General features: G+C 55.7%; 26 protein-coding genes and 1 tRNA gene. 12 read left to right on the top strand and 15 right to left on the bottom strand.

Features of this window, described 5'->3' with window-relative positions; all coding sequences use genetic code 11:
* Window positions 1-5: 5 nt before the first annotated feature.
* The 10 genes from trpB to aroA form a co-directional block, all read right to left on the bottom strand.
* Window positions 6-1,217: a tryptophan synthase subunit beta gene (trpB, locus tag L2D14_03355; protein ID WNK00469.1), complete on the bottom strand. Its 1,212-nt coding sequence runs from the start codon at window positions 1,215-1,217 to the stop codon at window positions 6-8.
* A gap of 88 nt (window positions 1,218-1,305) precedes the next feature.
* Window positions 1,306-1,947: a phosphoribosylanthranilate isomerase gene (locus tag L2D14_03350; GenBank protein ID WNK00468.1), complete on the bottom strand. Its 642-nt coding sequence runs from the start codon at window positions 1,945-1,947 to the stop codon at window positions 1,306-1,308.
* A 30-nt stretch (window positions 1,948-1,977) separates the two neighbouring features.
* Window positions 1,978-2,688, bottom strand: a complete 711-nt coding sequence (gene pyrF / locus L2D14_03345; GenBank protein ID WNK00467.1) for an orotidine-5'-phosphate decarboxylase — start codon at window positions 2,686-2,688, stop codon at window positions 1,978-1,980.
* A gap of 12 nt (window positions 2,689-2,700) precedes the next feature.
* Window positions 2,701-3,642 carry an ornithine cyclodeaminase family protein gene (locus L2D14_03340; GenBank protein WNK00466.1) on the bottom strand — a complete coding sequence of 314 codons (942 nt, stop codon included), beginning with the start codon at window positions 3,640-3,642 and terminating at the stop codon, window positions 2,701-2,703.
* Window positions 3,643-3,648: 6 nt separating this feature from the next.
* Window positions 3,649-4,017: a LapA family protein gene (locus L2D14_03335; protein WNK00465.1), complete on the bottom strand. Its 369-nt coding sequence runs from the start codon at window positions 4,015-4,017 to the stop codon at window positions 3,649-3,651.
* A gap of 53 nt (window positions 4,018-4,070) precedes the next feature.
* Window positions 4,071-4,355 carry an integration host factor subunit beta gene (ihfB, locus tag L2D14_03330; GenBank protein ID WNK00464.1) on the bottom strand — a complete coding sequence of 95 codons (285 nt, stop codon included), beginning with the start codon at window positions 4,353-4,355 and terminating at the stop codon, window positions 4,071-4,073.
* A 37-nt stretch (window positions 4,356-4,392) separates the two neighbouring features.
* Window positions 4,393-5,334, bottom strand: coding sequence for a signal peptide peptidase SppA (sppA, locus tag L2D14_03325; GenBank protein ID WNK00463.1), 942 nt, complete (start codon window positions 5,332-5,334; stop codon window positions 4,393-4,395).
* A gap of 87 nt (window positions 5,335-5,421) precedes the next feature.
* Window positions 5,422-7,254, bottom strand: coding sequence for a 30S ribosomal protein S1 (gene rpsA / locus L2D14_03320; GenBank protein ID WNK00462.1), 1,833 nt, complete (start codon window positions 7,252-7,254; stop codon window positions 5,422-5,424).
* 142 nt (window positions 7,255-7,396) lie between these two features.
* Window positions 7,397-8,032 (bottom strand): (d)CMP kinase, encoded by a 636-nt coding sequence (gene cmk, locus L2D14_03315; GenBank protein ID WNK00461.1) that lies wholly within the window; start codon window positions 8,030-8,032, stop codon window positions 7,397-7,399.
* A complete protein-coding gene (gene aroA / locus L2D14_03310) occupies window positions 8,029-9,360 on the bottom strand; it encodes a 3-phosphoshikimate 1-carboxyvinyltransferase (GenBank protein ID WNK00460.1) in 1,332 nt (443 codons plus the stop codon). Before aroA ends, cmk begins: the two co-directional genes overlap by 4 nt.
* A 205-nt stretch (window positions 9,361-9,565) precedes the next feature.
* Here aroA and L2D14_03305 point away from each other — a divergent pair, with 205 nt between their 5' ends.
* The 5 genes from L2D14_03305 to L2D14_03285 all read left to right on the top strand — a co-directional run bounded on the left by L2D14_03305 (window position 9,566) and on the right by L2D14_03285 (window position 13,015).
* Entirely contained in the window at window positions 9,566-9,925 is a 360-nt protein-coding gene (locus tag L2D14_03305) for an FYDLN acid domain-containing protein (GenBank protein WNK00459.1), read from the top strand.
* A gap of 164 nt (window positions 9,926-10,089) precedes the next feature.
* Window positions 10,090-10,165: transfer RNA gene (locus L2D14_03300), tRNA-Ala, on the top strand.
* A 781-nt stretch (window positions 10,166-10,946) separates the two neighbouring features.
* Complete coding sequence (locus tag L2D14_03295) at window positions 10,947-11,171, top strand: hypothetical protein (GenBank protein WNK00458.1); 225 nt, start codon at window positions 10,947-10,949, stop codon at window positions 11,169-11,171.
* Between the two features lie 1,186 nt (window positions 11,172-12,357).
* A complete protein-coding gene (locus L2D14_03290; GenBank protein WNK00457.1) occupies window positions 12,358-12,669 on the top strand; it encodes a nucleotidyltransferase domain-containing protein in 312 nt (103 codons plus the stop codon).
* Window positions 12,659-13,015 (top strand): DUF86 domain-containing protein, encoded by a 357-nt coding sequence (locus L2D14_03285; protein ID WNK00456.1) that lies wholly within the window; start codon window positions 12,659-12,661, stop codon window positions 13,013-13,015. The genes L2D14_03290 and L2D14_03285 overlap by 11 nt, the downstream gene beginning before the upstream one ends.
* A 636-nt stretch (window positions 13,016-13,651) precedes the next feature.
* Here the strand turns inward: L2D14_03285 and L2D14_03280 are convergent.
* Together L2D14_03280 and L2D14_03275 are read right to left on the bottom strand one after the other, a co-directional pair.
* Window positions 13,652-14,458: an ImmA/IrrE family metallo-endopeptidase gene (locus L2D14_03280; protein ID WNK00455.1), complete on the bottom strand. Its 807-nt coding sequence runs from the start codon at window positions 14,456-14,458 to the stop codon at window positions 13,652-13,654.
* Entirely contained in the window at window positions 14,455-14,775 is a 321-nt protein-coding gene (locus L2D14_03275) for a helix-turn-helix transcriptional regulator (protein ID WNK00454.1), read from the bottom strand. Before L2D14_03275 ends, L2D14_03280 begins: the two co-directional genes overlap by 4 nt.
* A gap of 152 nt (window positions 14,776-14,927) precedes the next feature.
* On the opposite strand from L2D14_03275, the gene L2D14_03270 reads away from it, so the two are divergent.
* The 6 genes from L2D14_03270 to L2D14_03245 all read left to right on the top strand — a co-directional run bounded on the left by L2D14_03270 (window position 14,928) and on the right by L2D14_03245 (window position 18,990).
* Window positions 14,928-15,101: a hypothetical protein gene (locus L2D14_03270; protein ID WNK00453.1), complete on the top strand. Its 174-nt coding sequence runs from the start codon at window positions 14,928-14,930 to the stop codon at window positions 15,099-15,101.
* 2 nt (window positions 15,102-15,103) lie between these two features.
* Window positions 15,104-15,376, top strand: coding sequence for a multiubiquitin domain-containing protein (locus L2D14_03265; GenBank protein ID WNK00452.1), 273 nt, complete (start codon window positions 15,104-15,106; stop codon window positions 15,374-15,376).
* Window positions 15,351-16,541, top strand: a complete 1,191-nt coding sequence (locus L2D14_03260) for a ThiF family adenylyltransferase (protein WNK00451.1) — start codon at window positions 15,351-15,353, stop codon at window positions 16,539-16,541. Before L2D14_03265 ends, L2D14_03260 begins: the two co-directional genes overlap by 26 nt.
* The gene (locus L2D14_03255) at window positions 16,538-16,945 is read left to right on the top strand and encodes a DUF6527 family protein (GenBank protein ID WNK00450.1); all 408 of its coding nucleotides are present in this window, start codon (window positions 16,538-16,540) and stop codon (window positions 16,943-16,945) included. The genes L2D14_03260 and L2D14_03255 overlap by 4 nt, the downstream gene beginning before the upstream one ends.
* Window positions 16,946-17,272: 327 nt before the next feature.
* Window positions 17,273-18,808, top strand: coding sequence for an anti-phage dCTP deaminase (locus L2D14_03250; protein WNK00449.1), 1,536 nt, complete (start codon window positions 17,273-17,275; stop codon window positions 18,806-18,808).
* Window positions 18,805-18,990: a hypothetical protein gene (locus L2D14_03245; protein WNK00448.1), complete on the top strand. Its 186-nt coding sequence runs from the start codon at window positions 18,805-18,807 to the stop codon at window positions 18,988-18,990. Before L2D14_03250 ends, L2D14_03245 begins: the two co-directional genes overlap by 4 nt.
* Window positions 18,991-19,276: 286 nt before the next feature.
* Here L2D14_03245 and L2D14_03240 read toward each other — a convergent pair whose 3' ends face one another.
* Window positions 19,277-19,756, bottom strand: coding sequence for a histidine phosphatase family protein (locus tag L2D14_03240; GenBank protein ID WNK00447.1), 480 nt, complete (start codon window positions 19,754-19,756; stop codon window positions 19,277-19,279).
* Window positions 19,757-19,900: 144 nt separating this feature from the next.
* Here L2D14_03240 and L2D14_03235 point away from each other — a divergent pair, with 144 nt between their 5' ends.
* Complete coding sequence (locus L2D14_03235; protein ID WNK00446.1) at window positions 19,901-21,514, top strand: CYTH and CHAD domain-containing protein; 1,614 nt, start codon at window positions 19,901-19,903, stop codon at window positions 21,512-21,514.
* 122 nt (window positions 21,515-21,636) lie between these two features.
* Here L2D14_03235 and L2D14_03230 read toward each other — a convergent pair whose 3' ends face one another.
* Together L2D14_03230 and L2D14_03225 are read right to left on the bottom strand one after the other, a co-directional pair.
* Window positions 21,637-22,233 carry a cysteine hydrolase family protein gene (locus tag L2D14_03230; protein ID WNK00445.1) on the bottom strand — a complete coding sequence of 199 codons (597 nt, stop codon included), beginning with the start codon at window positions 22,231-22,233 and terminating at the stop codon, window positions 21,637-21,639.
* A 15-nt stretch (window positions 22,234-22,248) separates the two neighbouring features.
* Window positions 22,249-23,235: a phosphoribosylaminoimidazolesuccinocarboxamide synthase gene (locus L2D14_03225; GenBank protein WNK00444.1), complete on the bottom strand. Its 987-nt coding sequence runs from the start codon at window positions 23,233-23,235 to the stop codon at window positions 22,249-22,251.
* Window positions 23,236-23,311: the final 76 nt, after the last annotated feature.

Raw genomic sequence — 23,311 nt, 5'->3', positions numbered from 1 at the left:
CCGCCTCACATATCGAAGCCAAAGCGCGCGGCAACGGCGAAGATATCCTTGTCGCCACGGCCGCACATGTTCATCACCATAAGATGGTCCTTCGGCAGGTCAGGCGCGATCTTGGCGACATGCGCCAATGCGTGACATGGCTCAAGCGCCGGGATGATCCCCTCCATGGCGGTGCAGATCTTGAAAGCTTCCAGGGCTTCGACATCGGTCGCGTACACGTATTCGACACGGCCGATATCACGGAGCCATGCATGCTCCGGGCCGATGCCTGGGTAATCGAGACCCGCCGAAATCGAATAACCGTCCTTGATCTGGCCGTCTTCATCCTGCAACAGGTACGTCCGGTTGCCGTGCAGCACGCCCGGATTTCCGCCGTTCAGCGATGCACAGTGCTCGCCGCTTTCGATGCCGTGTCCCGCCGCTTCGACACCAATGATCTTCACACTCTCATCATCGAGGAACGGGTGGAACAGGCCGATGGCGTTGGAGCCCCCGCCGATCGCCGCAACCAGAGAATCCGGCAGGCGGCCTTCCATTTCCTGCATCTGCTCGCGGGTTTCGTTGCCGATGATGCACTGGAAATCGCGGACCATTTGCGGGTACGGGTGCGGCCCGGCAGCCGTGCCGATGATGTAGAACGTATCCTCGACATTGGCGACCCAATCCCTGAGCGCTTCGTTCATGGCGTCTTTCAGCGTTCCGGTTCCGGCCGTCACCGGCACGATTTCGGCGCCCAGAAGCTTCATGCGGAAGACGTTCGGCTTTTGCCGCTCGACATCTGTCTCGCCCATGTAGACGACGCATGGCATGCCGAAAAGCGCACACACGGTAGCGGTCGCGACACCATGCTGACCGGCCCCGGTCTCGGCGATGATGCGTTTCTTGCCCATCCTGCGCGCCAGCAGAATTTGCCCGATCGTATTGTTGATCTTGTGTGCACCGGTATGGTTCAGCTCGTCGCGCTTGAAAAAGACCTTGGCGCCGCCGAAGTGTTCACTCAGACGTTCGGCGTAATACAGCGGCGACGGACGGCCGACGTAATGCTTCATCAGATAGTCGAACTCGGCCCAGAATTCATCGTCGTGGCGGGCATGTTCCCAGGCTTTTTCCACATCCAGGATCAGCGGCATCAGAGTTTCGGCGACAAAACGTCCGCCGTAGATGCCGAAATGGCCGTTCTCGTCGACGCCGGAGCGCAGTGTGTTCAACTTGTTCATGACAGGTCCCTTCCTCAGCGCCGCAATTTAGCTCTTGAGCACCCGGTTTAACAGGGGTTTCTCGTGTTTTCACGCTGCCGGAAAGGTCTCAGCCGGCTTGTACAGCGGAGATAAAGTCACGGATTTTCCGAGCGCTTTTTTGCCCCGGCGCTGTCTCGACACCGCTGGAAACATCGACCATCGGCGCCTTCGTGATGCTAAGGGCTTCGGCGACATTTTCCGGGTTGAGGCCGCCGGCCAACAACCACGGCACACGAAACGAGATGCCCTGCAAAAGCGTCCAGTCGAAGCTTTCCGCATTGCCGCCCGGCCGTGTCGCATCCTTCGGCGGTTTCGCATCGAACAGCAGCATGTCGGCATGCTCTTCATAGGCTCTGGCATCAGAAATATCCGCCGCGCTGGAAACCGGCAGCGCCTTGATCACCGGCAGGCTGTACACGGATTTGATGTGTTGGACCCGCGCAACCGTTTCCGAACCGTGCAATTGCAACGTATCGATCCTCGCACCGGCGATGATCTGGGCAAGGAAAGCGTCATCCGCATCGACGGTGAGCGCCACTTTGCCGATCCCGGCGGGTACGCGCCGCGTCAGCGCAGCCGCTTCTTCGATCGCGATGTTTCTGGGGGACGGCGGAAAAAACACAAACCCCGTCAACCCCGCCCCGGCATCCACGGCGGCGTCGACATGTTCGGCCTCGCGAAGTCCGCATATTTTGACGATGGCGTCCATTTTAATCTCCGGCCGGCGAAGCCGCGGGACTTAAAGGCCCGCCAATTCGTCAGCTATACGTTTAGCCGCGTCCAGTGGATCATCGGCACCGGTGATCGGACGGCCGATAACGATATAATCGGCGCCGTCCCGGATCGCCTGAGCGGGTGTTGTGATCCGCTTCTGGTCGCCTGCGTCGGCCCACTCGGGGCGAATCCCCGGGACGATCAACTTGAATTCGGGGCCGCAGGCAGCACGGATGGCCTTGATTTCACGCGGGCTGCAGACAACGCCCCCGAGACCGCATGCCTGCGTTAATTTAGCGAGCCGCGTTACCAGATCACCGGCGCTGAGCGTATAGCCTGTCTCACCCAGATCATCGTCACTGAGCGACGTCAGGACCGTAACGGCAATCAGCAGCGGCTTGATGCCTTCCGCATTATCAAGCGCCGCCTGTGCGGCACGCATCATCGCCGGACCGCCCTGGGCATGCACATTGAGGATCGCGGGATGCAATTCCAGCGTCGAGCGCACTGCTCCCGCCACCGTATTCGGGATATCGTGGAATTTAAGGTCCAGAAACAACGGCATGCCGACGTCCGTGACGGCACGTGCGCCTTCCGGTCCATTGGCGTAATAGAATTCCATGCCGAGCTTAACCCCGCCGACATGACCGGTAAGCTTTTCGGCAAGCGATACCGCCTTTTTCACATCGGGGGTATCGAGCGCAACATAGATACGTTCTGTCGGCGAGAGGCTCATAATGGCGCTCTCTTAGCCCGCTTCGCGACCGTAGGCAAGCATGGCAGCGGCCAGATCCTCAATCGCCGTACCGGCGGACTTGAACAGGGTGATGTCGTCGGCGTGTCGCTCGAAGCGATAGCTTCCGTCCGCCAGATCAAAAAGATCGGCAAGCACGTCTGCGTTTTCGATCACACGGCGAGCCAGCGGATCGGACAAATCCCCGGCTTCCGTCATGGCGCCGGCCTTGGTATCACAGAAAATACGGGCGCGTTTTAGCACAGTATCATCGGCTTCACGCATATCCGGACGGAAGGCCCCGACCAGATCGATGTGCTGACCGGGTCGGAGCCAGTTCCCGTTGATGATCGGCTGCTTGGCCAGTGTTGCCGCGGATACAATATCAGCCCAGTGAACCGATGATGCGAGGTCTTCCACGGCTTTGGCAGCGAGACCCGCGGCGCGTAGCGCCGCCGCGCTTTTTTCGGCGTTTTCGGCATTCCGGCCCCAGACCCGAACTTCTGAAATCGGCCGCACCGCGGCGTGCGCCAGCGGCAGATGATGGCCCAGAACCCCGGTGCCGATCATAAGAAGCTTGCTGGCTTCCCTGGGCGCCAGATAGCGCGCTGCCAGCGCCGACGCACACGCCGTGCGCCGCGCCGTCAGTTCCGGGCCGTCCATCAGTGCAAGGGGCCGGCCGGTTTCGCGCTCGAAAAGCTGATACGTCGCCTGTACCGCAGGCAGGGATCTGGCCGCATTATCAGGCGCGACGATCACCGTTTTGACGCCGATGAAACCGTCATCGGACCATGCCGGCATCAACAAAATCGTGGCATCCTGCCCATCCGGAACAGGTACATTGTGATGTGCGCGGACCGGTACTGTGACGCCGCCTGCAAATGCCCGCTCAATGGCATCAACCAATGCCCCATACGGCAAGGCGCGGGCCATTGCTGCGGCATCTAGGAATTGCATTGATTATCAGGCGCCGGATGCGGGGGCTGGAAGTTTCTTGTCGCTGTCCCCGGGTATATCGCGGGCGCTTTCAAGTTCCCGCTCACGTTCCTGCAGTTTATTGTTCAACGAGCGCAACTCGCGTTCCGCCGCTTCGGCGCGCCATTGCGCATTTCGTGCCCGCCGGCGATTCCCCGCTGCGGACGACCACGCGGCGACAGCGCCCCACAGGAAGCCGAAAATGAAGACCGCAAGGACAAGCGTGAATACGGGGACCGTGATCTCGTGCGGCAAGGGCCAGAGATCCAACGTAACGAGCTCGCGGTTTACAGCGGAAAAAACGATCACCACCAAGGCAAACGGGATCATGATGATCCAGGACAAAATGCGCTTCACGCCCAAACCTCCAGAAAACGCCTGTTGCAGTCAAAAGAACGGCATAACGCCGCTTACTGGGCGCCGTTCAGTCTTTCGCGGAGTTGTTTGCCGGTCTTGAAATACGGAATGAATTTTTCGTCAACACTCACCGACTCGCCAGTGCGTGGATTACGCCCGACGCGCGACGGACGCGCCTTGACCGAGAAAGCGCCGAAGCCGCGAAGCTCGACCCGATCACCACGCGACAAAGCGGCGGTAATTTCTTCGAAGATCGTCGAGACGATGCGTTCCACTTCGCGGTGATACAGGCGCGGATTGTCAGCGGCCAGTTTCGCGATGAGCTCAGATTTCGTCATATCCGACAATCCTCCCAAGATGCGCGGCAAGACTCCATTATCGCTCCCCGCTCATAGAAGGGTGCCAAAGGGCTTGAATGCCGTCAAGTCTAAGTCGTTCTGGTAAAAGTGATTTTCCAAAAAAAGCGGATGCGAGTGAAGAGGCCCCGTCGCGCCACCACGCCAGGGGGTCATCCGGCTGCCAGTCAACCAAAGGCAGGTCTTCGGAAACACCCCGTTCCGATGCCAACCATAAGCGTGCCTTGTTGATATCGCCGATGGCATCGACCAGTCCAAGTTTCAAGGCCGCGTCTCCGGTCATGATGCCGCCGTCACCGGTGCGGCTGCGCACCTCGTCGACACTTAAACCACGGCGTTCGGCGACCATTTCCATAAACCGCAAATGCAGTGCATCGATGACCGCCTGCAATTGCTCGCGCGCTGAAGGTGTCAATGATTCCATAGGGTTGGGGGTCGCTTTTAACTTTCCGCTTTTCATAACTTCAGGTTTGACGCCTATCATATCCATCAACCCCGTGACATCGGCCGATTGCATGATAACGCCGATTGACCCGGTGATAGTACCATGACCGGCGTATATACGGTCGGTCCCGATCGCCGCCATGTAGGCGCCGCTGGTGGCAATCCCGCCCATCACGGTGATGACGGGTTTGCTTTCGGAAATTCGGCGCAATGCGTTATAGACCGCCTCGCCGCCGGTAAAGGTCCCGCCGGGGCTGGAAATATCCGCAATCACGGCCTTGACCTGCGTGTCTTCGGCAATCGTGTCCAACATGGACAGGAATTCCCTGTCCTCGACGATGATGCCGTCAATCGGCACACGGGCAACATGCTCGTCGGGCGGCAAAACGCCACCATCACGAATGGAAAGAAAAATCGCCAGCGCAAATCCGGCAACGGCCAAAAGCCGCCACCAAGTCAGATGGCGCCTAAGTCTTCTGAGCGCGATCAGCGCGTCACTATCCAGGCCAGTACTCATGCGGCCTCATTATTATGATTTCGGCGGCGCCTGCAAACGAAACGGGCGGCATTGCTGCCGCCCGTCCGGTCGTCTCTAGTATTTTTCTCAGTCTTCCGACTTGGCTTCTTCGCCATCTTCGGAAGCGGCCTCTTCAGCCGGCTCATCGGCTTTGGCAGCTTTCTTTTTGGCAGCTGCCTTTTTCGGCTTTTCTTCCTCGGCCGGGGCTTCGGCTTCCTGGCTACCGGCAAGTGCAGCACCCAGAATGTCGCCCAGGGTCGCGCCGGAGTCGGTGGAGCCGTATTCGGCCATTGCCTTCTTCTCGTCCTCGACTTCGCGAGCCTTGATCGAGAGAGTCACACGGCGACCGTTCTTGTCGACTTGCGTGATCTTGGCATCGACCTTTTCGCCGGCGGCGAAACGGTCGGGGCGCTGTTCGGAACGATCACGCGACAGATCGGACTTGCGAATGAAGCCCGGCACCGTGTCGTTGACCATGACCTCGATGCCACCGTCCATAACTTCCGTCACGGTACAGGTAACAACGGCACCCTTCTTCACACCTTCAAGCGCGCCACCGACAGGATCGTCCGTAAGCTGCTTGATACCAAGCGAGATGCGTTCTTTATCGACGTCTACATCAAGAATCTTGGCTTTTACCATGTCACCCTTGTTGTAATCGGCCAGAGCTTCCTCGCCGGATTTATCCCAGCTCAGATCGGACAGGTGCGCCATACCGTCGATATCGCCGTCGAGACCGATGAACAGACCGAATTCGGTGATATTGCGGACTTCGCCTTCGACTTCGGATCCGACCGGGAACTTGGTCAGGAAGTCAGCCCACGGATTTTCCATACACTGCTTCAGACCAAGCGAGATACGGCGCTTTTCCGGATCGGTGTCGAGCACCATGACTTCCACTTCCTGCGAGGTGGAAACGATTTTGCCCGGATGCACGTTTTTCTTGGTCCAGCTCATTTCGGAAACGTGGACAAGACCTTCAACGCCGGCTTCCAACTCAACGAATGCGCCGTAGTCGGTGATGTTGGTGACGCGGCCCTTGAGCTTGGCGCCGACCGGATACTTGCCTTCGATGCCTTCCCAAGGATCGGCTTCGAGCTGTTTCATGCCGAGCGAGATACGCTGCGTTTCGGAATTGAAACGGATCACCTGAACCTTGACGGTTTCACCAACCTGCAGGGCTTCGGACGGATGATTGATACGCTTCCATGCAATATCCGTGACGTGCAGCAGACCATCGACACCACCCAGATCGACGAATGCGCCGTAATCGGTGATGTTCTTGACGACACCGTCGAGAACCTGGCCTTCAACGAGGTTCTGCATCAGTTCGGAGCGGGCTTCGGAGCGGGTTTCTTCAAGCACCGCACGGCGCGACACAACGATGTTGTTGCGCGCCTGATCCATTTTCAGGATCTGGAACGGCTGCGGGGTCCCCATCAGCGGCGAAATGTCGCGCACCGGACGGATATCGACCTGGCTGCCCGGCAGGAACGCCACGGCGCCTGAAAGATCGACGATGAAACCACCTTTGACACGGCCGAAGATGACACCGTTGACGCGCTCGGCCTTGGCAAATGCCTTTTCCAGGTCGGCCCAGGCTTCCTCGCGGCGCGCTTTCTCGCGGCTGAGGCGGATAACGCCGTCACGGTCTTCATAGCGCTCGACGAAAACGTCGACTTCATCGCCCGCTTTGATATCCAGATCACGGCCCGGAATGCCGAATTCCTTAACCGGCACGCGGCCTTCGGATTTGAGGCCCACGTCCACCACGACGGCGTCGCCATCGATGGAAATAACGGTGCCTTTAAGAACGCGGCCTTCGAAGCCGTCGTCTTCTGTGCCCAGTTGTTCATCCAAAAGGGCAGCGAAATCTTCAGTAATTACGGGAGCCTCGCTCGAGGCGTCAGTGTTGGCCATAAGTATATTATCCTTCAGTTTCGTTTCCGGCCGACCGGTTGGTTCCGGCGGTCTTCAAACAACATATACCCACGGGATTTTTGCATCCCTGGGCGGTTCAGTGGCGCCGTCCTTTGCGGACGGTTCTGGTCAATTGGGAAGTTCAGGCCTGTTTCGCGGCAACGATCCGACGGGCCTGTTCGAATACCTGATCGGCATCCAGCCCGGACGTATCGATGACCGTCGCATCTTCGGCCGGTTTGAGAGGTGCCACGGCGCGGTTGGTATCGCGTTCGTCGCGTTCTCTCATTTCCTCCAAAACGCGGGCGTATATAGCGTCATCGCCCGCTTCACGCAACTCTTTAAAGCGCCGCTCTGCGCGCACCTCGGCCGAGGCCGTGATGAAAAATTTCACATCGGCGTCCGGACAGACAACGGTTCCGACGTCCCGGCCATCCAAAACGGCCCCGGCCTTCCCGCCCGGCGGACTGGCCGCGACATCGCGCTGGAACCTCAAAAGGGCGGCGCGCACATCCGGAATAACGGACACAACGGATGCCGCCTGGCCGACTTCTTCTGTTCTGAGGCCATCGACCACCAGATCTTCCGGCGTCAGATTAAGCGCCACCACCGTACAGCCCTGGGCATCTTCCGGGTTTATCGCCTGATCCAGCACTTTTTTTGCCGTGGCACGGTAAAGCGATCCCGTATCCATATAGGCAAAGTCGAAGGCGGCGGCGATGCGCCTGGCCAGCGTGCCTTTGCCGGCAGCTGCCGGACCGTCGATGGCGATGATCATGCCTCAAACTCCTCGATATCGGCGCCAAGACCGTTCATCAGTCCTGCGAACCCGGGGAAGCTTGTCGCAATCGCCTGGGCATCGTCAATGGCAACCGCATCTTCACAAGCACATCCGAGGACCAGAAAGCTCATGGCAATACGGTGATCCAGGTCGACAGCGATCATGGCGCCGCCTTTCGGCGGCACGCTGGCACCGTCAACTTCCATCCAGTCTTCACCGGCGCGCACCGTCACTCCGCATGCCGAGAGGCCCTCGACCATAGCCGCCAGGCGGTCGGACTCCTTGACCCGAAGTTCGGCCAGGCCGGTCATCCGCGTTGTCCCTTCGGCAAATGCGGCACATACGGAGAGAACGGGATATTCATCGATCATCGACGGCGCGCGTTCAGGGGGCACATCGATGCCTTTCAGCGGCCCTGCCTTGACGCGGATATCGCCGACCGGCTCTCCGCCTTCGACGCGTTCGTCCTCAATCTTCAGATCCGCCCCCATGTCCTTTAACGTTTCCAGCAAACCGGCACGCAGCGGGTTAAGACCGACGGCTTCGATCACCACATCGCTGCCCGGCGTAATCAGCGCGGCAACAATCGGGAAAGCCGCCGACGAGATATCGGCGGGCACTTTTACATCCGTCGCCTTAAGGGTCGGCTGCCCCTTGAGGCGGATCAGGACGCCTCCGGCAGGCCAGGGTTCGCTGTTCACCTCGGCGCCGAAATGCCGCAGCATGTTCTCGGTATGATCGCGCGTCGCTTCTTTTTCGATCACGCTGGTTTCACCCGGCGTATTCAGGCCGGCCAGCAATACGGCCGATTTTACCTGTGCGGACGGCACCGTCATTTCGGCTCGGACCGGAACCGGGCTTTCGGCACCGATCACCGTTATCGGCAACAGGCCGCCTTCACGCGAAGTAAAGCGGGTACCGAAGCGGCGCAACGGCCCCATGACGCGTTCCATTGGGCGGCGCGACAAGGATGCGTCGCCGGTAAACGTACACGTGATAGGATGTGTCGCCACCAGTCCCATCAACAACCGCACACCGGTTCCGGCGTTCCCCATATCAATTGCGTTTTCGGGTTCGATCAGACCGCCAACTCCGACACCCGATACTGTCCAGATCCCATCCTCGTCGCGGACGATACCGGCCCCCATCGCGCGCATCGCACCGGCCGTCGCCAAAACGTCTTCACCTTCGAGCAGGCCGGTGATCCGCGTCTCACCGATGGCCAGTGCGGAAAGCATCAGGGAACGGTGTGAAACGGACTTGTCGCCGGGGACACGGACCATGCCCCTGAGGCCTTTGGCTGGCTTGGCACGAAGCGTTGTCACGGATGTAAACCTCGTTGTCATTTTCGCTTAAAGCACGGTTTTTATGTGGGTGTCATACACCGCGCAGGGCCCTGATATAAAGCCCCGATTGCCGTGCTTCGGGAAAACCGGGAAAAGCTGTTGAACTTAGACTTTGACAGGCGACAAGGATCATGGCAAATGCCCGTTCAGACGAGCTTTAATACAGACCTGCAGGAGTTAAACCGTGGTGAAACCAGATTGGGGAAAGAAGCTGACGTGCCCGAGCTGTGGCGCCAAGTTCTACAACATGAACAAGGACCCCGCGACCTGCCCGAAATGCGAAACGAAGGTCGAGGCACAACCGATCCTTAAACCAAGACGCCAGCCCGCCGAAGCGCCGAAGCCGAAACCCAAGAAAGAGGCTGTTGTCGTGGACGAGATCGAGGATGATGAAGACGATCCATTGCTGGACGATGACGACGATGACATTGACATCGACGACGACGACGATGAGGATCTGATCGAGGATACGTCCGATCTTGATGAAGATGACGACGTAGCCGAGGTCAAGGAACACATCGAAGTCGACGACGAGGAACGCTAAGCGGGGCTGTCTGCCGTAAATGAGGGCGCCTCACCTGGCTCCTCGCCGTAGAGACGTAAACCGTCAGTCATTTTTCGCTTGCTAGGCCGGAGGCGCATTCGTATGTTCCGGCCCGTTCGCCTAAACGCCGGCCCCGAACCGGCAATATCACGGCGGGCACGTGTGGGGCCATAGCTCAGTTGGGAGAGCGCTACAATGGCATTGTAGAGGTCGTCGGTTCGATTCCGTCTGGCTCCACCATTCCAACCCCTTGAGAAATCAAGGGGTTTTCGTTTGTCCGATTCCGGTCCTTTCCCGAAAATCCGGCTACTGTGCCCAAAACGTGCCAGCAGCCGTTAATGCGGTCTTTTGACTGGTTGACCACATCATTAAGTGCGCCGATTGCCCGCTCCTGAAACTCAGGTGCGAGGTGCGCGTAACGCTGCACCATGACCAAGGATTTATGACCGGTCAGCTGCATCACCTCATAAAGTGGCACGCCACGTTGCACCAATCGTGATGCGAATGTGTGCCGCAGATCGTGGAAGCGAACATCTTCTAGGCCAGCCTTTGCACGCGCAGTCTCGAATGCGTTCGTCACGCTCGCCATTGGCTTGCCTTTATACGTGAACACAGGACCAGTGATATCACGTGATATCAGATGCTCCAGAATTGCTCGCGCACGGTCGGTTAATCTGATCGCGCGGTCTTCGCCGTTCTTGGTTCTGACAAACACAATCCGATTGTTCGCAAGATCGACATTCCGCCATTCAAGCTTAAGAAGCTCGGAGCGCCGTCCGCCCGTATCGAGGGCAAACATGATGACCAATCTGAGGTGATCCGGAGAGGCCTTAAGGAGCCGTTTCTCTTCCTCAAGCGTCAACCAGCGTGTCCGCCCCTTTGGTAGCTTGACCTTGGGGAACGGTGGCACATTCAGCAAAAGCCCTTCTCGCTTCGCTTTGTTCATAATCGCCTGCACCACGGCAAGTTCGCGGTGCAAGGTTGCTTCCTTGATGGTGCGCCGCCGGAGCGCCGCGTAGTCGTGCAGGACCTTGGTATCGATGTCCTTAAGCATAAGGCCGCCGAAGTGGTCCAGAAGCCTTTGCAGTTGATACTTCAGGCTCGCCTTGTAGCCGTCCGGGTTCTCCCGGTTTTTCTCATCGGCATACCGGACAAGGGCGTCATCGAACGGCGTATCGGGGATCGTGCCGAAATGCTGCTCCATGAAACTTTCCTGCTGCCATTTTGCCGCCATCGCTTCGGCTAACTTCTTATCGTCAGTCCGAGTGCTCTTGCGGCGTCTTCGACCTTTGGGGTCGTACCATGATGCCCACCAGAATGGTGAGCCGTCGCGTTTGAAGATACGCATTGTTGCCTTCTCCTCGTTGTCGAGGTTCGGGCGCTGTCGCAGTTCCGAGTATCATCCATGAAGGCAATGATGTCGATAACGCTCCAGCGCCGTATACGGGGGCCAAGATCGCAATAGGGAATGCCGAGGGACGCGAATGTATCGACGGACACGGATAGCCAGATGGCGGCTTCCTCGCGAGTGAGGTAGCGCCTTTCCGGAATAGGTGCCTCGATCTTCAACGTCCTTGAACCTCCGAATGATTATCAACAGGGGACCGGCATAAACCGCTTTGCTCCCGCCAGTCGAATGCCTTTAAAAGAAAACGTTCCTTTAAAAGAAACCGGTTCTTTTAAAGGCAAAGAGCAATTTTATTTCGTTTTGAGATTTTTCTTTTAAAGGGAATTTTTCCGTTAAACCTGTCATTTGCATCACCATCCATGCCAATCCTTGAACCGTATAACCGTGAAACCGTTGGCAATGATTCTCCCGTATACGGAACACGCCGCGCCTCTGATGTCGCGTTTCCGTATACGTATACGGAAATGACTGTTTCAAGGCCGCATTCAGGGGGCCGATTCCGTATACGGGGATTCGCGTATACGTAACGGGCATGGGGGAATGACGTCTCGCACGTATACGTTACGTATACGTAGCGAAGCAGGAAAATTGCGAGTGTATGATTGTATTTGGAAAGGCATAAAGGAAGGCATCGGGCACATTGGAAATTCTCCCTGTCTAAGTTTCACATCGATACGGACGTGATGAATCGATCCGTTTTCTGACATTAATCAGAGCAGAAAAAACTGGGTCGTGTATCGGAGGCCTTAGGCCTCGTAGACAGGATGAAAAGAATGTGCAGCGGAAGCGATTCGGACCCAGCCAGATGGTCTTATGAGGTTAGGGGCGGTGTGCTGTCAGGTACTGAAATGAGGCCTTAAGGGGACTGCCCTTAAGCTTTAAGCTTAAGGGAATGTCGATATCGAGGCGTCATTTGAGGTTTCGCCGTTCACGGGCAAAAATCATATGCCAGAGCCGTAAATATTGCCTATCCTGCATGTCATGGCGTTGCGAAACGCCGCCGCGAACGAGGATGAACCGCACTATGCTGACCGAACTCGCCCGCCACCGTGACAGGATCGCCGATCTTTGCCGCCGTCATCACGTGGCACGGCTGGAGGTTTTCGGCTCCGCCGCGCGCGGGCATGATTTCGACCCGATGCGAAGTGACGCCGATTTCCTCGTCGAGTTCGTGGACGGTGGCGGGTTCACGCCGCTGGAACAGGTGTTCGGCCTGCGCGCCGAACTGGAAAAACTGCTTAGTCGCCCGGTCGACCTGATCGAGGCCGGGGCGGTCAGCAACCCCTATATCCTGGCCGAAATCGACCGTGCGCGCGAGGTGCTGTATGCCGCATGATCCACGCGCATTCCTGTGGGATGCGCAGGAAGCAGCCCAAGCCATCGCCGCATTCACCGACGGCATGACGGAGGCGGAATATATCGCAAACCCGCTTGTCCGCGCGGCAGTCGAACGCAAGTTCGAGATCATCGGCGAGGCGCTCAACCGCCTGTCGAAAACCGCGCCCGAGATCGCCGCACGCGTCCCCGACCTGTCGGCCATCGTCGGCTTTCGCAACATGTTGATTCACGGCTATGCGATGATCGAAAATGCCCGCGTATGGCGCACCGTAGAGACCACGTTGCCGGAGCTACGAACAGCCGTGACGGCCTTGCTGGACGAACTGGGACCGCCGGAGCGGTGAGCCGTCGCGTTTGAAGATGCGCATTGTTGCCTTCTCCTCGTTGTCGAGGTTCGGGCGCTGTCGCAGTTCCGAGTATCATCCATGAAGGCAATGATGTCGATGACGCTCCAGCGCCGTATACGGGGGCCAAGGTCGCAATAAGGGATGCCGAGGAACGCAAATGTGTCGACGGACACAGATAGCCAGGCGGCGGCCTCCGCTCGCGTGAGGTAGATTCGTTCCGGTATGGTGGTTTCTGCCGTCAAAGTGAATGAGCCTTGCCCTTAAAGGGTCAACGGCACAATGCCCGACCTCTTTAGCAGTCTGCGGGGTTTTCAGCCGGTTTGTACTGGAGGCCTAAGGCTTCGGAGGCCTTAGGCCTCCGAGGCGGAATCGACTGTAATTCGGAATAAATCTACGCGCATCGGCATAAGGCCTTGGTTCCGTCTCAGAGGTTAACGCGGGGCCTTACGGAGGCGGTGCGCTCATTGAACGCCCAAGAAGCCTTAAGGGGTAGGCCTAAGGACTCGGAAGCCTTAAGGCTTCCAAGGCGCATCCGGAGCCTTAAGGCTTCGGAGATTCCTCGGGCATTATATAGTTATTTTGGCGCAATATCACGATGTGATAAAAATTTTGAGGATAGTCTCTCTAGACGAACTAGAGGAACTCAACCAACGACAAATCGTTGTATCGCTTCGAGAACACGGACCATTCTCTAGCGGCGCTATTCGCGTGCCAGACACCTTTCGGAAGCTCTGCTACATCTCCAGAATCAAAAATTGATCCGGCACCAATTGCCGCCACTGAACATTCTGGCAAGCGTGAGCCTTTGCGGAAAAAAATACCCCGCTTAAATGCTTTGGCACTAGACTTGGACCAAGCAATTTCGCCTTTATCAGAAGCTACCAACACGACTGCGGCGTCTGTAAATTCAACCCATTTTAACAACACCGCTGTAAGCGACACTCCGTAACGGTCCCCACAGTGTCGTGCTAGATCAAAAGTCATTTGTGCGTTACCGACTTGCACGCGGTAATCGTCCAGGGGCATCAACAAGTACGATGCAAATTCATTTGCTTCTGCCTCAATGAGATCGCCATCACTCCATCTTGTCATATCTCGGCGATCACACTGTATTGCTACCGGGTCTAACACGGAACGATGCAAAATGTAGTGCCCTAACTCATGAGCTAACGTAAACCGCACCCTCCCAGCCTCTCGAATTGATGAATTATACAAGATTGCCCATTCTGGTTTGCCTGACGGGCTTGGGTAAAGCGCACCTTCAAACCCGTCCAATTTGTCTCCTTTTATTAGAGTAATTGGGTCTGCTTCGTTTTTTGAGCGCTCTTTGGCAATTAATTTCACATCCACTGGAAAACGCTCTTCGCCAAGCGTGAGCTTAAGAAGATTCGATAAATTGATTGCTTCACGTTTGGCTGACAGTGCGTAAGTTTCGTTCAATCGTCAGAATCCCAGATATGCAACATTCTGCGGATTTTCTCCTTCGTTTCAGGCGGCATTTCCTGATACTTGCGGAAAAACGCTTTGTCCTCTTCAACAGCTGAGTCGGCGTCCTTTCCAGTCAGAAGGAACTCAGATGTAGTATCAAGCGTGACTGCTATCTTGTCTAATTTTTCTGCCGATGGTCGAATATCATCCTTATTTTCTAGCTCCCATACATACCCTTTGCTCGATCCGATTCTCTCTGCCAATTGTTCAAGTGTGAATTTTTTGGACTTTCTTAGTTCTTTAATTCGCACACCAAGTGGGCTCGGCACCTGATATCTCCCTTCAAATTCAATATCTTATGGGAAGTTCGCTATAGCGATACTTTTTATTATTGACAAATGTAACACGCAGAGTCAGCATTTGAAAAGTATCGTTATAGCAATACTTTTTGTATCGATTTATAGGAAAGGTTTTAAAGTACATGGCTACCAATCCCCCAACTGGCGACAACCGCCGCAACGGCGCAGTCAAAGGTCGCTCGCAAACCCAAACACCGGCCGGAAACTGGGTCAAGCGCGACACTGATTCCGGTCGCTTCATGGACGTGAAAACGTCCTCCAAACAGCCCTTCAAGGGCGTCAGAAAGGAGAAATAATAATGGGTGCTCTTGAGGCGTTGAAGCCCGGTAAATCCAAAGAGGTAACGATCATCGTTAATGGCCGCGAGAAATCCGTGCCCAAAGGCGAGATCACGTTTAACGAACTTATCCAGCTGGCATTTGATGACCCGCCCACCGGCGAATTCATCTGCTTCACGGTCGCCTATCGCAAGGGACCTTCTCCGAATCAGTCGGGGACGCTCTCGGACGGCGAAGCCATCAAAGTCAAAAAGGGGATGATCTTCGATGTCAAATACACTGATAAAGCTTAACGCTGATCTCAAAGCCCTCACAGACGAGGGCTTTGAGGTTTCTGTGGAAGGCGGTTACCTGCTTATCCACAACGTGCCGTATGTCGATTCCGCAAAACAAGTCCGCCGTGGGATTCTAATCTCAAAGCTCGACCTAGCTGGTGACAAGACCGTGACGCCGAGCACGCATATCGCCCTGTTTGCTGGCGATCATCCGTGTAACGCCGACGGTGAGAAACTGCGCCACATGGAGCACTCCGGCAACACCGAGCGTATCTCGGATTCGATTACAGCGAAGCATTCTTTCTCGAGCAAGCCGACTGAAGGCTATCCCGACTATTACGCAAAAATGACAACATACGAGGACATGATTTCCCGGCACGCGCGGCAGATTGACCCTGCCGCAACGGCGAGGACCGGAAACGTTATCATGTCTTCCAATCCGGACAGCGTTTTCAAATATGAGGACACGGCATCCAGCCGCGTCGGCATCAATACGATGTCGCACAAGCTTCGCGGACTTCGTATCGACATCATCGGCTTGGGTGGCACCGGAGCCTATATTCTGGATCACGTATGCAAAACGCACGTGCATGACATTCACATCTACGACGACGACGACCTTCTGCAGCACAATGCTTTTCGGACACCCGGCGCGATCCCGCCCAGGATTCTTGGACGCAAGATGAAGAAGGTTGATTATTACGGCCGCTACTATGGCCGGATGCGGAACTTTATTTTCCCCCATACGCACCGCATCGACGCAAGCAATGTTGACCTGCTGCAGGGAACAGATTTCGTTTTCATATGCATCGACAACGGCCCGGCCAAGAAACCGATCGTTGAATGGCTTGAAGCCCACGACATCCCCTTCATCGACGTCGGCATGGGCATTGACGTGGTCAACGATGCGCTTGCGGGCCTCTTGCGCGTCACTCTGAGTACGCCGTCGAAGCGGGACCATGTTCGCGCTAAGAACCGTATTCCGTTCACCGGCGGGCACGGAAACGACGTGTATGCCACCAACATCCAAATTTCGGATTTGAACTCGTTAAACGCCAATTTGGCTGTGATCACGTGGAAGAAATTGTTCGGTTTCTATGCCGACTCGGATCACGAACACAACCTAATCTTCATGATCGATGGCAGCGAATTGATCGGGGAAGACGAGGACGACGAGTCATGAAACGTCCAATCGCGTTTAACCATGAATTCGTAGAATTCATTCCCGAAAAATTGGCGGAACGTACAATCTACGTGTCGATCAACTACGCAACGGCAACACATAAGTGCGCATGCGGTTGCGGCGCAGAGGTGGTGACCCCGATTTCGCCAACGGACTGGAAGTTAATGTTCGATGGCCGGTCCGTTTCGTTGCACCCGTCCATCGGCAACTGGAGCCTAAAATGCCGGTCACATTACTGGATCAAGAATGATCGCATTAGCTGGGCAGAGGATTGGTCGCCGGAGCGTGTTGCCGCTTTTCGGGGCCAGAAAAAAACCATTCGGATTACTTCATCCAGTTCTAAGCGCAAGTTAAATCCGCTTGAAATGTTGTGGAAACTAGTTACCGACGCAATTTGCAAATGAAATTGCGATTCGCGAAAAGCATGAGAAGCAGGTGATCAATAGACGCTACCGCAGGGTTTTGCAGGTTTGTTTTTAAATGCTGTGGGATGTGCCCTTGCTAACGTTTGCAGGTAGAAACCTGCAATAATTATCGCATTATCAAGTAGTTATACTATTTTCTATTCGCTCGGCATTCATCTGCAATATACATAATCGGAAAAGCATCAACAGGTTTTTGCCTTGGGTTACTTCCCATAGAATCCGAATTCTGATTCACTGTCTCCTCAGTATTCATCATGCGCGCGACATATTGGCCGTTTCTTGAATGGTCGATGCTTTGGGGATTTCGTGGCAGACAAACCGGAATTATTTTTTGCTTTGGTGGGAGCCGTCGGCGGCGACCTATCACTTGTTCAGGAGCGGCTCGAGCAAGAACTTCGAAGGGTAAAATACAACCCTGTCCCAATTCGGTTAAGCCAAGCTATAACTGAATGCGGGCTTTATCCTCATTTAGAAGAGTTAAAGAACGGTTCTGAAGATGAGCGCATTAATCAATCGATGGACGCTGGTGATGATTTCCGATCCAAAGCAGCGAACGGAGCCGCGGTAGCCATTCTAGGCGTAATGAAGGTTCTACAATTTCGGTTGGACACTACCGGAAGTTCTGACGCCGGTGTTGACGGAACCGCATACATCTTCAATTCACTAAAACATCCTAAAGAAATAAGTATGTTGAGAGATGTTTATCGCAATCATCTCTTTGTCATTTCTGCTTATGCTCCCGTGGCACAACGAGACGCAGCTTTGCGTATGAAGATCGCCAGGTCCCGCGATTCCCACAATTATGATGATTTCCAGACTCAATCTCACGATTTGATCGAAAAGGACGAAAAAGAGAAGGATAACAACTTCGGCCAGAACGTCAGAGATACGTTCCCACTTGCAGATTATTTTTTAGACCTTTCACAAAAAGATGATGTCGCCCCCCAAATCGTCCGGTTTATAGATCTTTTGTTCGAAAATCCGTTTGTCACACCTACGCGCGATGAATATGGAATGTTTCACGCCCAAGCAACAGCTTTGCGTTCTGCTGATTTGTCTCGACAGGTTGGAGCTGTGATCACCACCAAAACTGGCGAGATTATTACAACTGGATGTAATGAAGTTCCTGAAGCTGGCGGAGGGTCAATTTGGGCAGAGGATATCGGAGACGAATTGCCTGATAGCCGAGATCACGCCATCGGTTATGATTCCAGCGTTAAAATGAAAAAAGAGCTAGTAAATGAGGTTTTTGATCAGCTACCGGATAGTTGGTTTAGCTCAGATTTTTTGGCGATGAGTCGTGATGAAAGAGTTGAAGCCGCTTTATTTCAGGGCCCAAACCCTCCTTTAAAAGGTAGCCGTGTTTCTTCAATCCTCGAATTTGGCCGAATAGTTCATGCAGAAATGAATGCAATTTGCGATGCAGCCCGCAGAGGCCTGCAAATCGATAAGGCGACACTTTATACAACCGTGTTTCCGTGTCACATGTGCGCTAGGCATATAATTTCGAGTGGGATTTTACGTGTGGTTTACATTGAACCATATCCTAAATCGCTTGCAAAAGAGCTGTACCCAAATGCAGTCCGCGTGGACCAAGATACGACTGCGTTAGATGGAGCTGTTGCCTTTGAACCATTTATGGGTGTGGCACCTAGAAAATTCATGGGATTTTTCAAAGCCCCAGAAAGAAAAGATAAAAAGGGGAACACTATTGAATGGCATGCAGACAAAGCAAATCCACGAGTAGATATTTTTCCTTCATACCTTGATAACGAAAGCCTTGTAATTAAGAGTATCGAAGGCTTGTTTCCAAACCAAAACACCGGGAGCACTGGCGGATGACAAACAAAGAAAATGGTTGGGTTAACCAAGCGATAGATGACGCCTCAAAAACCATTGAAGGTTGGAGCGTGGGCAAACGAACTGCGATGGAAAGAGCGTTATTGACAGCGGGTTATGTTCAAAGAGATCAAAACCGCATTGATATTTCTGGCAACAACAAGAAAGTTTTGTCAGAAGCGTAACTCTTGCTCCTGAGCGTGAGCAACCAATTGAGTTGGTGGAGTTTGACTCATCCGAGTTGCAAGTGGGTTGTGCCCAAACCGTGCCAGTGCCCTTCCGTCTTATCAGGCCTTATCTGGCACAAAATGGGCACAAAGTTGCGACAGCGCCCAAACAAGTTATTGATAATGCTTAGGTTTTCAGAATATCCCGGCGCAATGGCATTGTAGAGGTCGTCGGTTCGATTCCGTCTGGCTCCACCATTTTTCCTTCCCAAACACCGATGTCGCGCATTGCCAATATAAGGCGCTAACCGCCGCGCCCATCCGGCAATATATAATCAAGCAGCCTTCCCGCCCCCGGCGCCAAGCCCGTCACGTCGAAACGTATCATTGCGCCGGTTTTCATGCACCAATTACCGCCCGGATGCGGCACCGGTTCAGCAGCGATTTCCAGTACCAGTTCTTCCAGCCGCGGGTTGTGCCCGACCACCAGCAGACGCGAACCGACGCTCGCCGCTTCGGCCAGCGCCGCCATCAAATTCGTGCGCGTGTCGAAATAAAGCCGGGTATCCGTACGGATAACTTCGGCGTCGAGGCCCGCCGCTTGCACAACTTCTTGCACCGTCTGCAATGCGCGTAACGCCGGCGACGACAACGCGGCATCTGGCAGCGCGTCGTTGGCCGACAGCCACACGCCAACGTGCCGTGCCTGACACATGCCGCGCTCTGTCAGCGGTCGATCGAAATCACCGACACCACCAGGGTTCGCCGCTTTGCCATGGCGCATAAAAAGTATTTCACGGCTCATACCCACATATTTGTATGATCGCCGCCACAGCGCCAGCGCTTTCAAAGCAATGACACGCGGCGCAAGTCGGGTAAGATGCCACAACTAGGGCATCAGGCTTATGAGGCGAAACCGGCCAAATTCATGACGAGCACCCAGCAAAACCGCGAACTTGAGCTAAAATTCAAAGCCGCGCCGCGCGATCTCCAGCGCTTCAAGAAAGCGGTCAATGCGGCCAGCGGCAATCGCCGCGCATGGCCCAAGAAGAGCCTCGTCAGCCGTTATTTCGACACACAGGATTTATGCCTGCAGGACCGTGGCGTATCCATCCGGTTGCGCAGTAACGCCGGGAAAACAGTACAGACCGTCAAGGCAAAGAGGGGCGGCAGCGGCGGCCTGATGGACCGGCACGAATGGGAGTTTCCCGTCGAGGGCGATACCCTTGATCTTGACCGTCTGCCGATCGAAGCCCAGCGCGCCATGGGGGCGCTCACGGAGGGTGCATTAATCCCGGTCATGGAAGTCCACATCGAACGCCAGGTTATGATGGTGCGACGTGCGAACCCGCTTGGCCCGGATCTGGTCATTGAGGCCGTAGCCGACAAGGGCTTGGCCGTGGCCGGGGACAAAAGCGAACCCTTTCACGAATGCGAACTGGAACTGATCGAAGGCGACATCAACGCATTCTTCCATGTCGTATCGGAAATACACACCGCTTGCCCGCTCGCATTGTCGAGCCTGACCAAAGCCGCACGAGGGTACCGCCTGCTTGCCGGCGAAGGCCCTGCCCCCAAACGGCTGGCAAAATTTCAACTGCGGTCCGACCAAAGTATCCATCAGGCATTGGCAGAAATTTATCCCGCCTGTGTATCCAATATGGTCGATAACGAAGAAGCCTGCCTTGACGGCACGGACCCCGAAGGGGTGCACCAGATGCGTGTATCCGTGCGTCGTCTGCGGACGTCCCTCAAGGTTTTCAGCGATGTCATTGACCCGGCACGCGTCACATGGATGGCCGACGAACTGAAATGGCTGGGTAGCAAGCTGGGCCCCGCACGTGACTGGGATGTCTATATCACCGAGATGCTGGCGCAGGTCTCCGGGTACGGCGTCAACGATACCGCGATGCAGACGCTCACCGCCGCTGCGGAAGAGAAACGCGCACGTGCCTATGGCACCGTTCGCCGGACCCTGCGTTCGGCCCGTTATGCCAAGATGATGTTCCGGCTGACAGCCTTTGTCGCCGTCGAAGGCTGGCTCGCCATGCCCCTGGATACGTCTGATCCGCTTTTGAAACCCCTTGGGGATACCGCCGGCGACATTCTTGCCAAGCCGCACCGCAAGCTGATCAGGCAGGCCAAGGGCCTGGCCGGTCAGGATATGGAGGCCCGTCATGAGGTTCGTATCCGCCTCAAGAAACTACGCTATGCCGTCGATTTCCTGCGCGGCGTTTATCCCGGTCCGGGGACCCGTAAATACATCAAGTCCCTGCAAGCCCTGCAGGACCAGTTCGGGCATCTGAATGATGTTGCACAGGCACTCAAGCTGACCGGTGAGTTGATGACCAGCGGCCAGACAGACGCCGACACGGCCAAACTGCGGCATGCAGGCGGTATCGTTCAGGGTTGGTACGCCCTGGCTTTACATGAAACCGAACCGGCCCTGATCAAGGACTGGAAAGCCTTTGCCGGCGTGCCGCCGTTCTGGAAGCCACGCAGCGAAAAATCGCCGTCCGGCCATGGAAAAAACAAGGCGTGAGCATGAAGTCCGTTGCCATCCCAAACGCCAATGCCATCCCAAACGCCAAGGGGGGCTACGGTAAGACAACCATCTCATCAAATCTCGCTGCCATCTTCGCTTAAAGCGGCCTGAAAACGGTATTAATCCGGCAGGTCGTTTGCGGTACCTGCAATAATGGCAAACCGGTCACTCAATGCAGCCAGTGTTGCCGCATGAACGGTATCAGCGGAAACCACCCCCTCACCCAGTGCGGACGGCAGGTCCCGCGTGGCGATGGCATCGGCGACCAGCGTGTTGCGGTAACCCAGGTCCAATGCGGCACGGGTTGTGGCGCTGACGCACATGTGTGTCTGGAAACCGGCGATGACCAGCTTCTGGCGGCCGATCCCCACAAGCGTTTCCTGAAGCGCCGTGTCGGCGAAGCTGTTCGGCAGACCCTTGCGGATAACAGTCTCGCCGTCCACCGGTGCAACACGCGCATCAATGGCACCTCGTGGATCACTCAGATCGAAAGCCCCACCGGGCTTGCCTTCATGCTGGATGTGAATGACGGGGGAACCGGCGGCTCGAAACAGCTCGAGCAAGACCCGCGCATTTTCCATTGCCTGATCGATCCCGACCAAAGGTAAAGCGCCGCTCACGTATTCGTTTTGGCAATCGATCAGAATTAGCACGGAGTCGGAAACCGCATTCGGCGTCAGATCGGCGCCGGACATTTCAAGCAGCGTTTTGGCCATTGTTATCTCCGCGGGTCAGAAATATTCGGGAAGTGTCTTGGCGAGGGCGGCATGAATACGTGCCCGCACCGGCATCTTGGGGTCAGTTCGCACGAACGTGTGACCGGTAATCCGCTCATATAGCGAAACATATTTGTTGGAAAATTCGATCAGGGTTTCCGGTGGTATTTCCGGTAGCGGATCGGTGTAGGGGTTGCAACGCGCCCTGATCCACAGCCGCAGAAATTCCTTGTCCAGATTGACCGGCTCCTCGCCCGCCGCATGCCGTTCCGGATAGCTGACGGCATCCCAGTAACGGCTAGAATCGGGGGTGTGAATTTCGTCGGCGATGGTGACGACGCCGTTCTCGTCAAGGCCGAATTCGTACTTGGTGTCGACCAGGATCAGGCCGTTCCGTTTCGCAATCGCCCGGCCGCGGGCAAACAGATCGAGGCTTTTTTGTGCCGCCTCGTTCCACTGCGCCTGGCTCAGCAATCCCTGAGCAACGATGTCTTCTGCCGTGATCGGATGATCGTGCGCACCGACGGCACCCTTGGTGGTCGGTGTGATCAGTACGCCGGGCAGCTTGTCGTTTTTCTTCAGCCCTTCCGGCAGCGTGTGGCCATAAACCGTGCGTTCACCGTTCGCATACATGGTCCAGATGCTGGTATCCGTGGTGCCGGTAATGTAATCGCGGACCACCATTTCGACCGGCAGCATCTGCAACCGCTTGGCAATGATCACGTTTGGATCGGGGTGCGCGATCACATGGTTGGGGCAGACATCGGCGGTTTGCTCGAACCAGAATTGCGCGGTCGCCGTCAGCACATGGCCCTTGTCCGGAACCGCCGCCAATACATGATCGAAAGCCGATTGGCGATCCGTCGCGATCATCACGCGGCGCCCGTCGGGCAGGTTATAGCTTTCGCGCACCTTGCCGGTCTGGTGACCGGGAAGTTCCTTGAATTCGGCGTCGGTCAGCACATGCTGCAGCCGCCATTGATCGAGTTCATTCAGTGTCATGGCCCGAGAGTATAAAGAGGCAAGCGCCGCTGACCAGACCCATATACGCATGGGCCTCTGCATCAGGCGCAGACCG

It is taken from the genome of Thalassospiraceae bacterium LMO-JJ14, from assembly GCA_021555105.2.
In the GTDB taxonomy this organism is placed as follows: domain Bacteria; phylum Pseudomonadota; class Alphaproteobacteria; order Rhodospirillales; family Casp-alpha2; genus UBA4479.
Note: the sequence above shows the minus strand (reverse complement) of the source record. Positions and strands in the feature narration are given on the sequence as shown.

Bases quoted from the DNA above. Each gene is read 5' to 3' on its own strand.
- trpB (WNK00469.1), bottom strand. From the start codon at position 1,217: ATGAACAAGTTGAACACACTGCGCTCCGGCGTCGACGAGAACGGCCAT.
- L2D14_03350 (WNK00468.1), bottom strand. From the start codon at position 1,947: ATGGACGCCATCGTCAAAATATGCGGACTTCGCGAGGCCGAACATGTC.
- pyrF (WNK00467.1), bottom strand. From the start codon at position 2,688: ATGAGCCTCTCGCCGACAGAACGTATCTATGTTGCGCTCGATACCCCC.
- L2D14_03340 (WNK00466.1), bottom strand. From the start codon at position 3,642: ATGCAATTCCTAGATGCCGCAGCAATGGCCCGCGCCTTGCCGTATGGG.
- ihfB (WNK00464.1), bottom strand. From the start codon at position 4,355: ATGACGAAATCTGAGCTCATCGCGAAACTGGCCGCTGACAATCCGCGC.
- sppA (WNK00463.1), bottom strand. From the start codon at position 5,334: ATGAGTACTGGCCTGGATAGTGACGCGCTGATCGCGCTCAGAAGACTT.
- rpsA (WNK00462.1), bottom strand. From the start codon at position 7,254: ATGGCCAACACTGACGCCTCGAGCGAGGCTCCCGTAATTACTGAAGAT.
- cmk (WNK00461.1), bottom strand. From the start codon at position 8,032: ATGATCATCGCCATCGACGGTCCGGCAGCTGCCGGCAAAGGCACGCTG.
- L2D14_03290 (WNK00457.1), top strand. From the start codon at position 12,358: ATGCTGACCGAACTCGCCCGCCACCGTGACAGGATCGCCGATCTTTGC.
- L2D14_03285 (WNK00456.1), top strand. From the start codon at position 12,659: ATGCCGCATGATCCACGCGCATTCCTGTGGGATGCGCAGGAAGCAGCC.
- L2D14_03270 (WNK00453.1), top strand. From the start codon at position 14,928: ATGGCTACCAATCCCCCAACTGGCGACAACCGCCGCAACGGCGCAGTC.
- L2D14_03265 (WNK00452.1), top strand. From the start codon at position 15,104: ATGGGTGCTCTTGAGGCGTTGAAGCCCGGTAAATCCAAAGAGGTAACG.
- L2D14_03260 (WNK00451.1), top strand. From the start codon at position 15,351: ATGTCAAATACACTGATAAAGCTTAACGCTGATCTCAAAGCCCTCACA.
- L2D14_03255 (WNK00450.1), top strand. From the start codon at position 16,538: ATGAAACGTCCAATCGCGTTTAACCATGAATTCGTAGAATTCATTCCC.
- L2D14_03245 (WNK00448.1), top strand. From the start codon at position 18,805: ATGACAAACAAAGAAAATGGTTGGGTTAACCAAGCGATAGATGACGCC.
- L2D14_03240 (WNK00447.1), bottom strand. From the start codon at position 19,756: ATGCGCCATGGCAAAGCGGCGAACCCTGGTGGTGTCGGTGATTTCGAT.
- L2D14_03235 (WNK00446.1), top strand. From the start codon at position 19,901: ATGACGAGCACCCAGCAAAACCGCGAACTTGAGCTAAAATTCAAAGCC.
- L2D14_03230 (WNK00445.1), bottom strand. From the start codon at position 22,233: ATGGCCAAAACGCTGCTTGAAATGTCCGGCGCCGATCTGACGCCGAAT.
- L2D14_03225 (WNK00444.1), bottom strand. From the start codon at position 23,235: ATGACACTGAATGAACTCGATCAATGGCGGCTGCAGCATGTGCTGACC.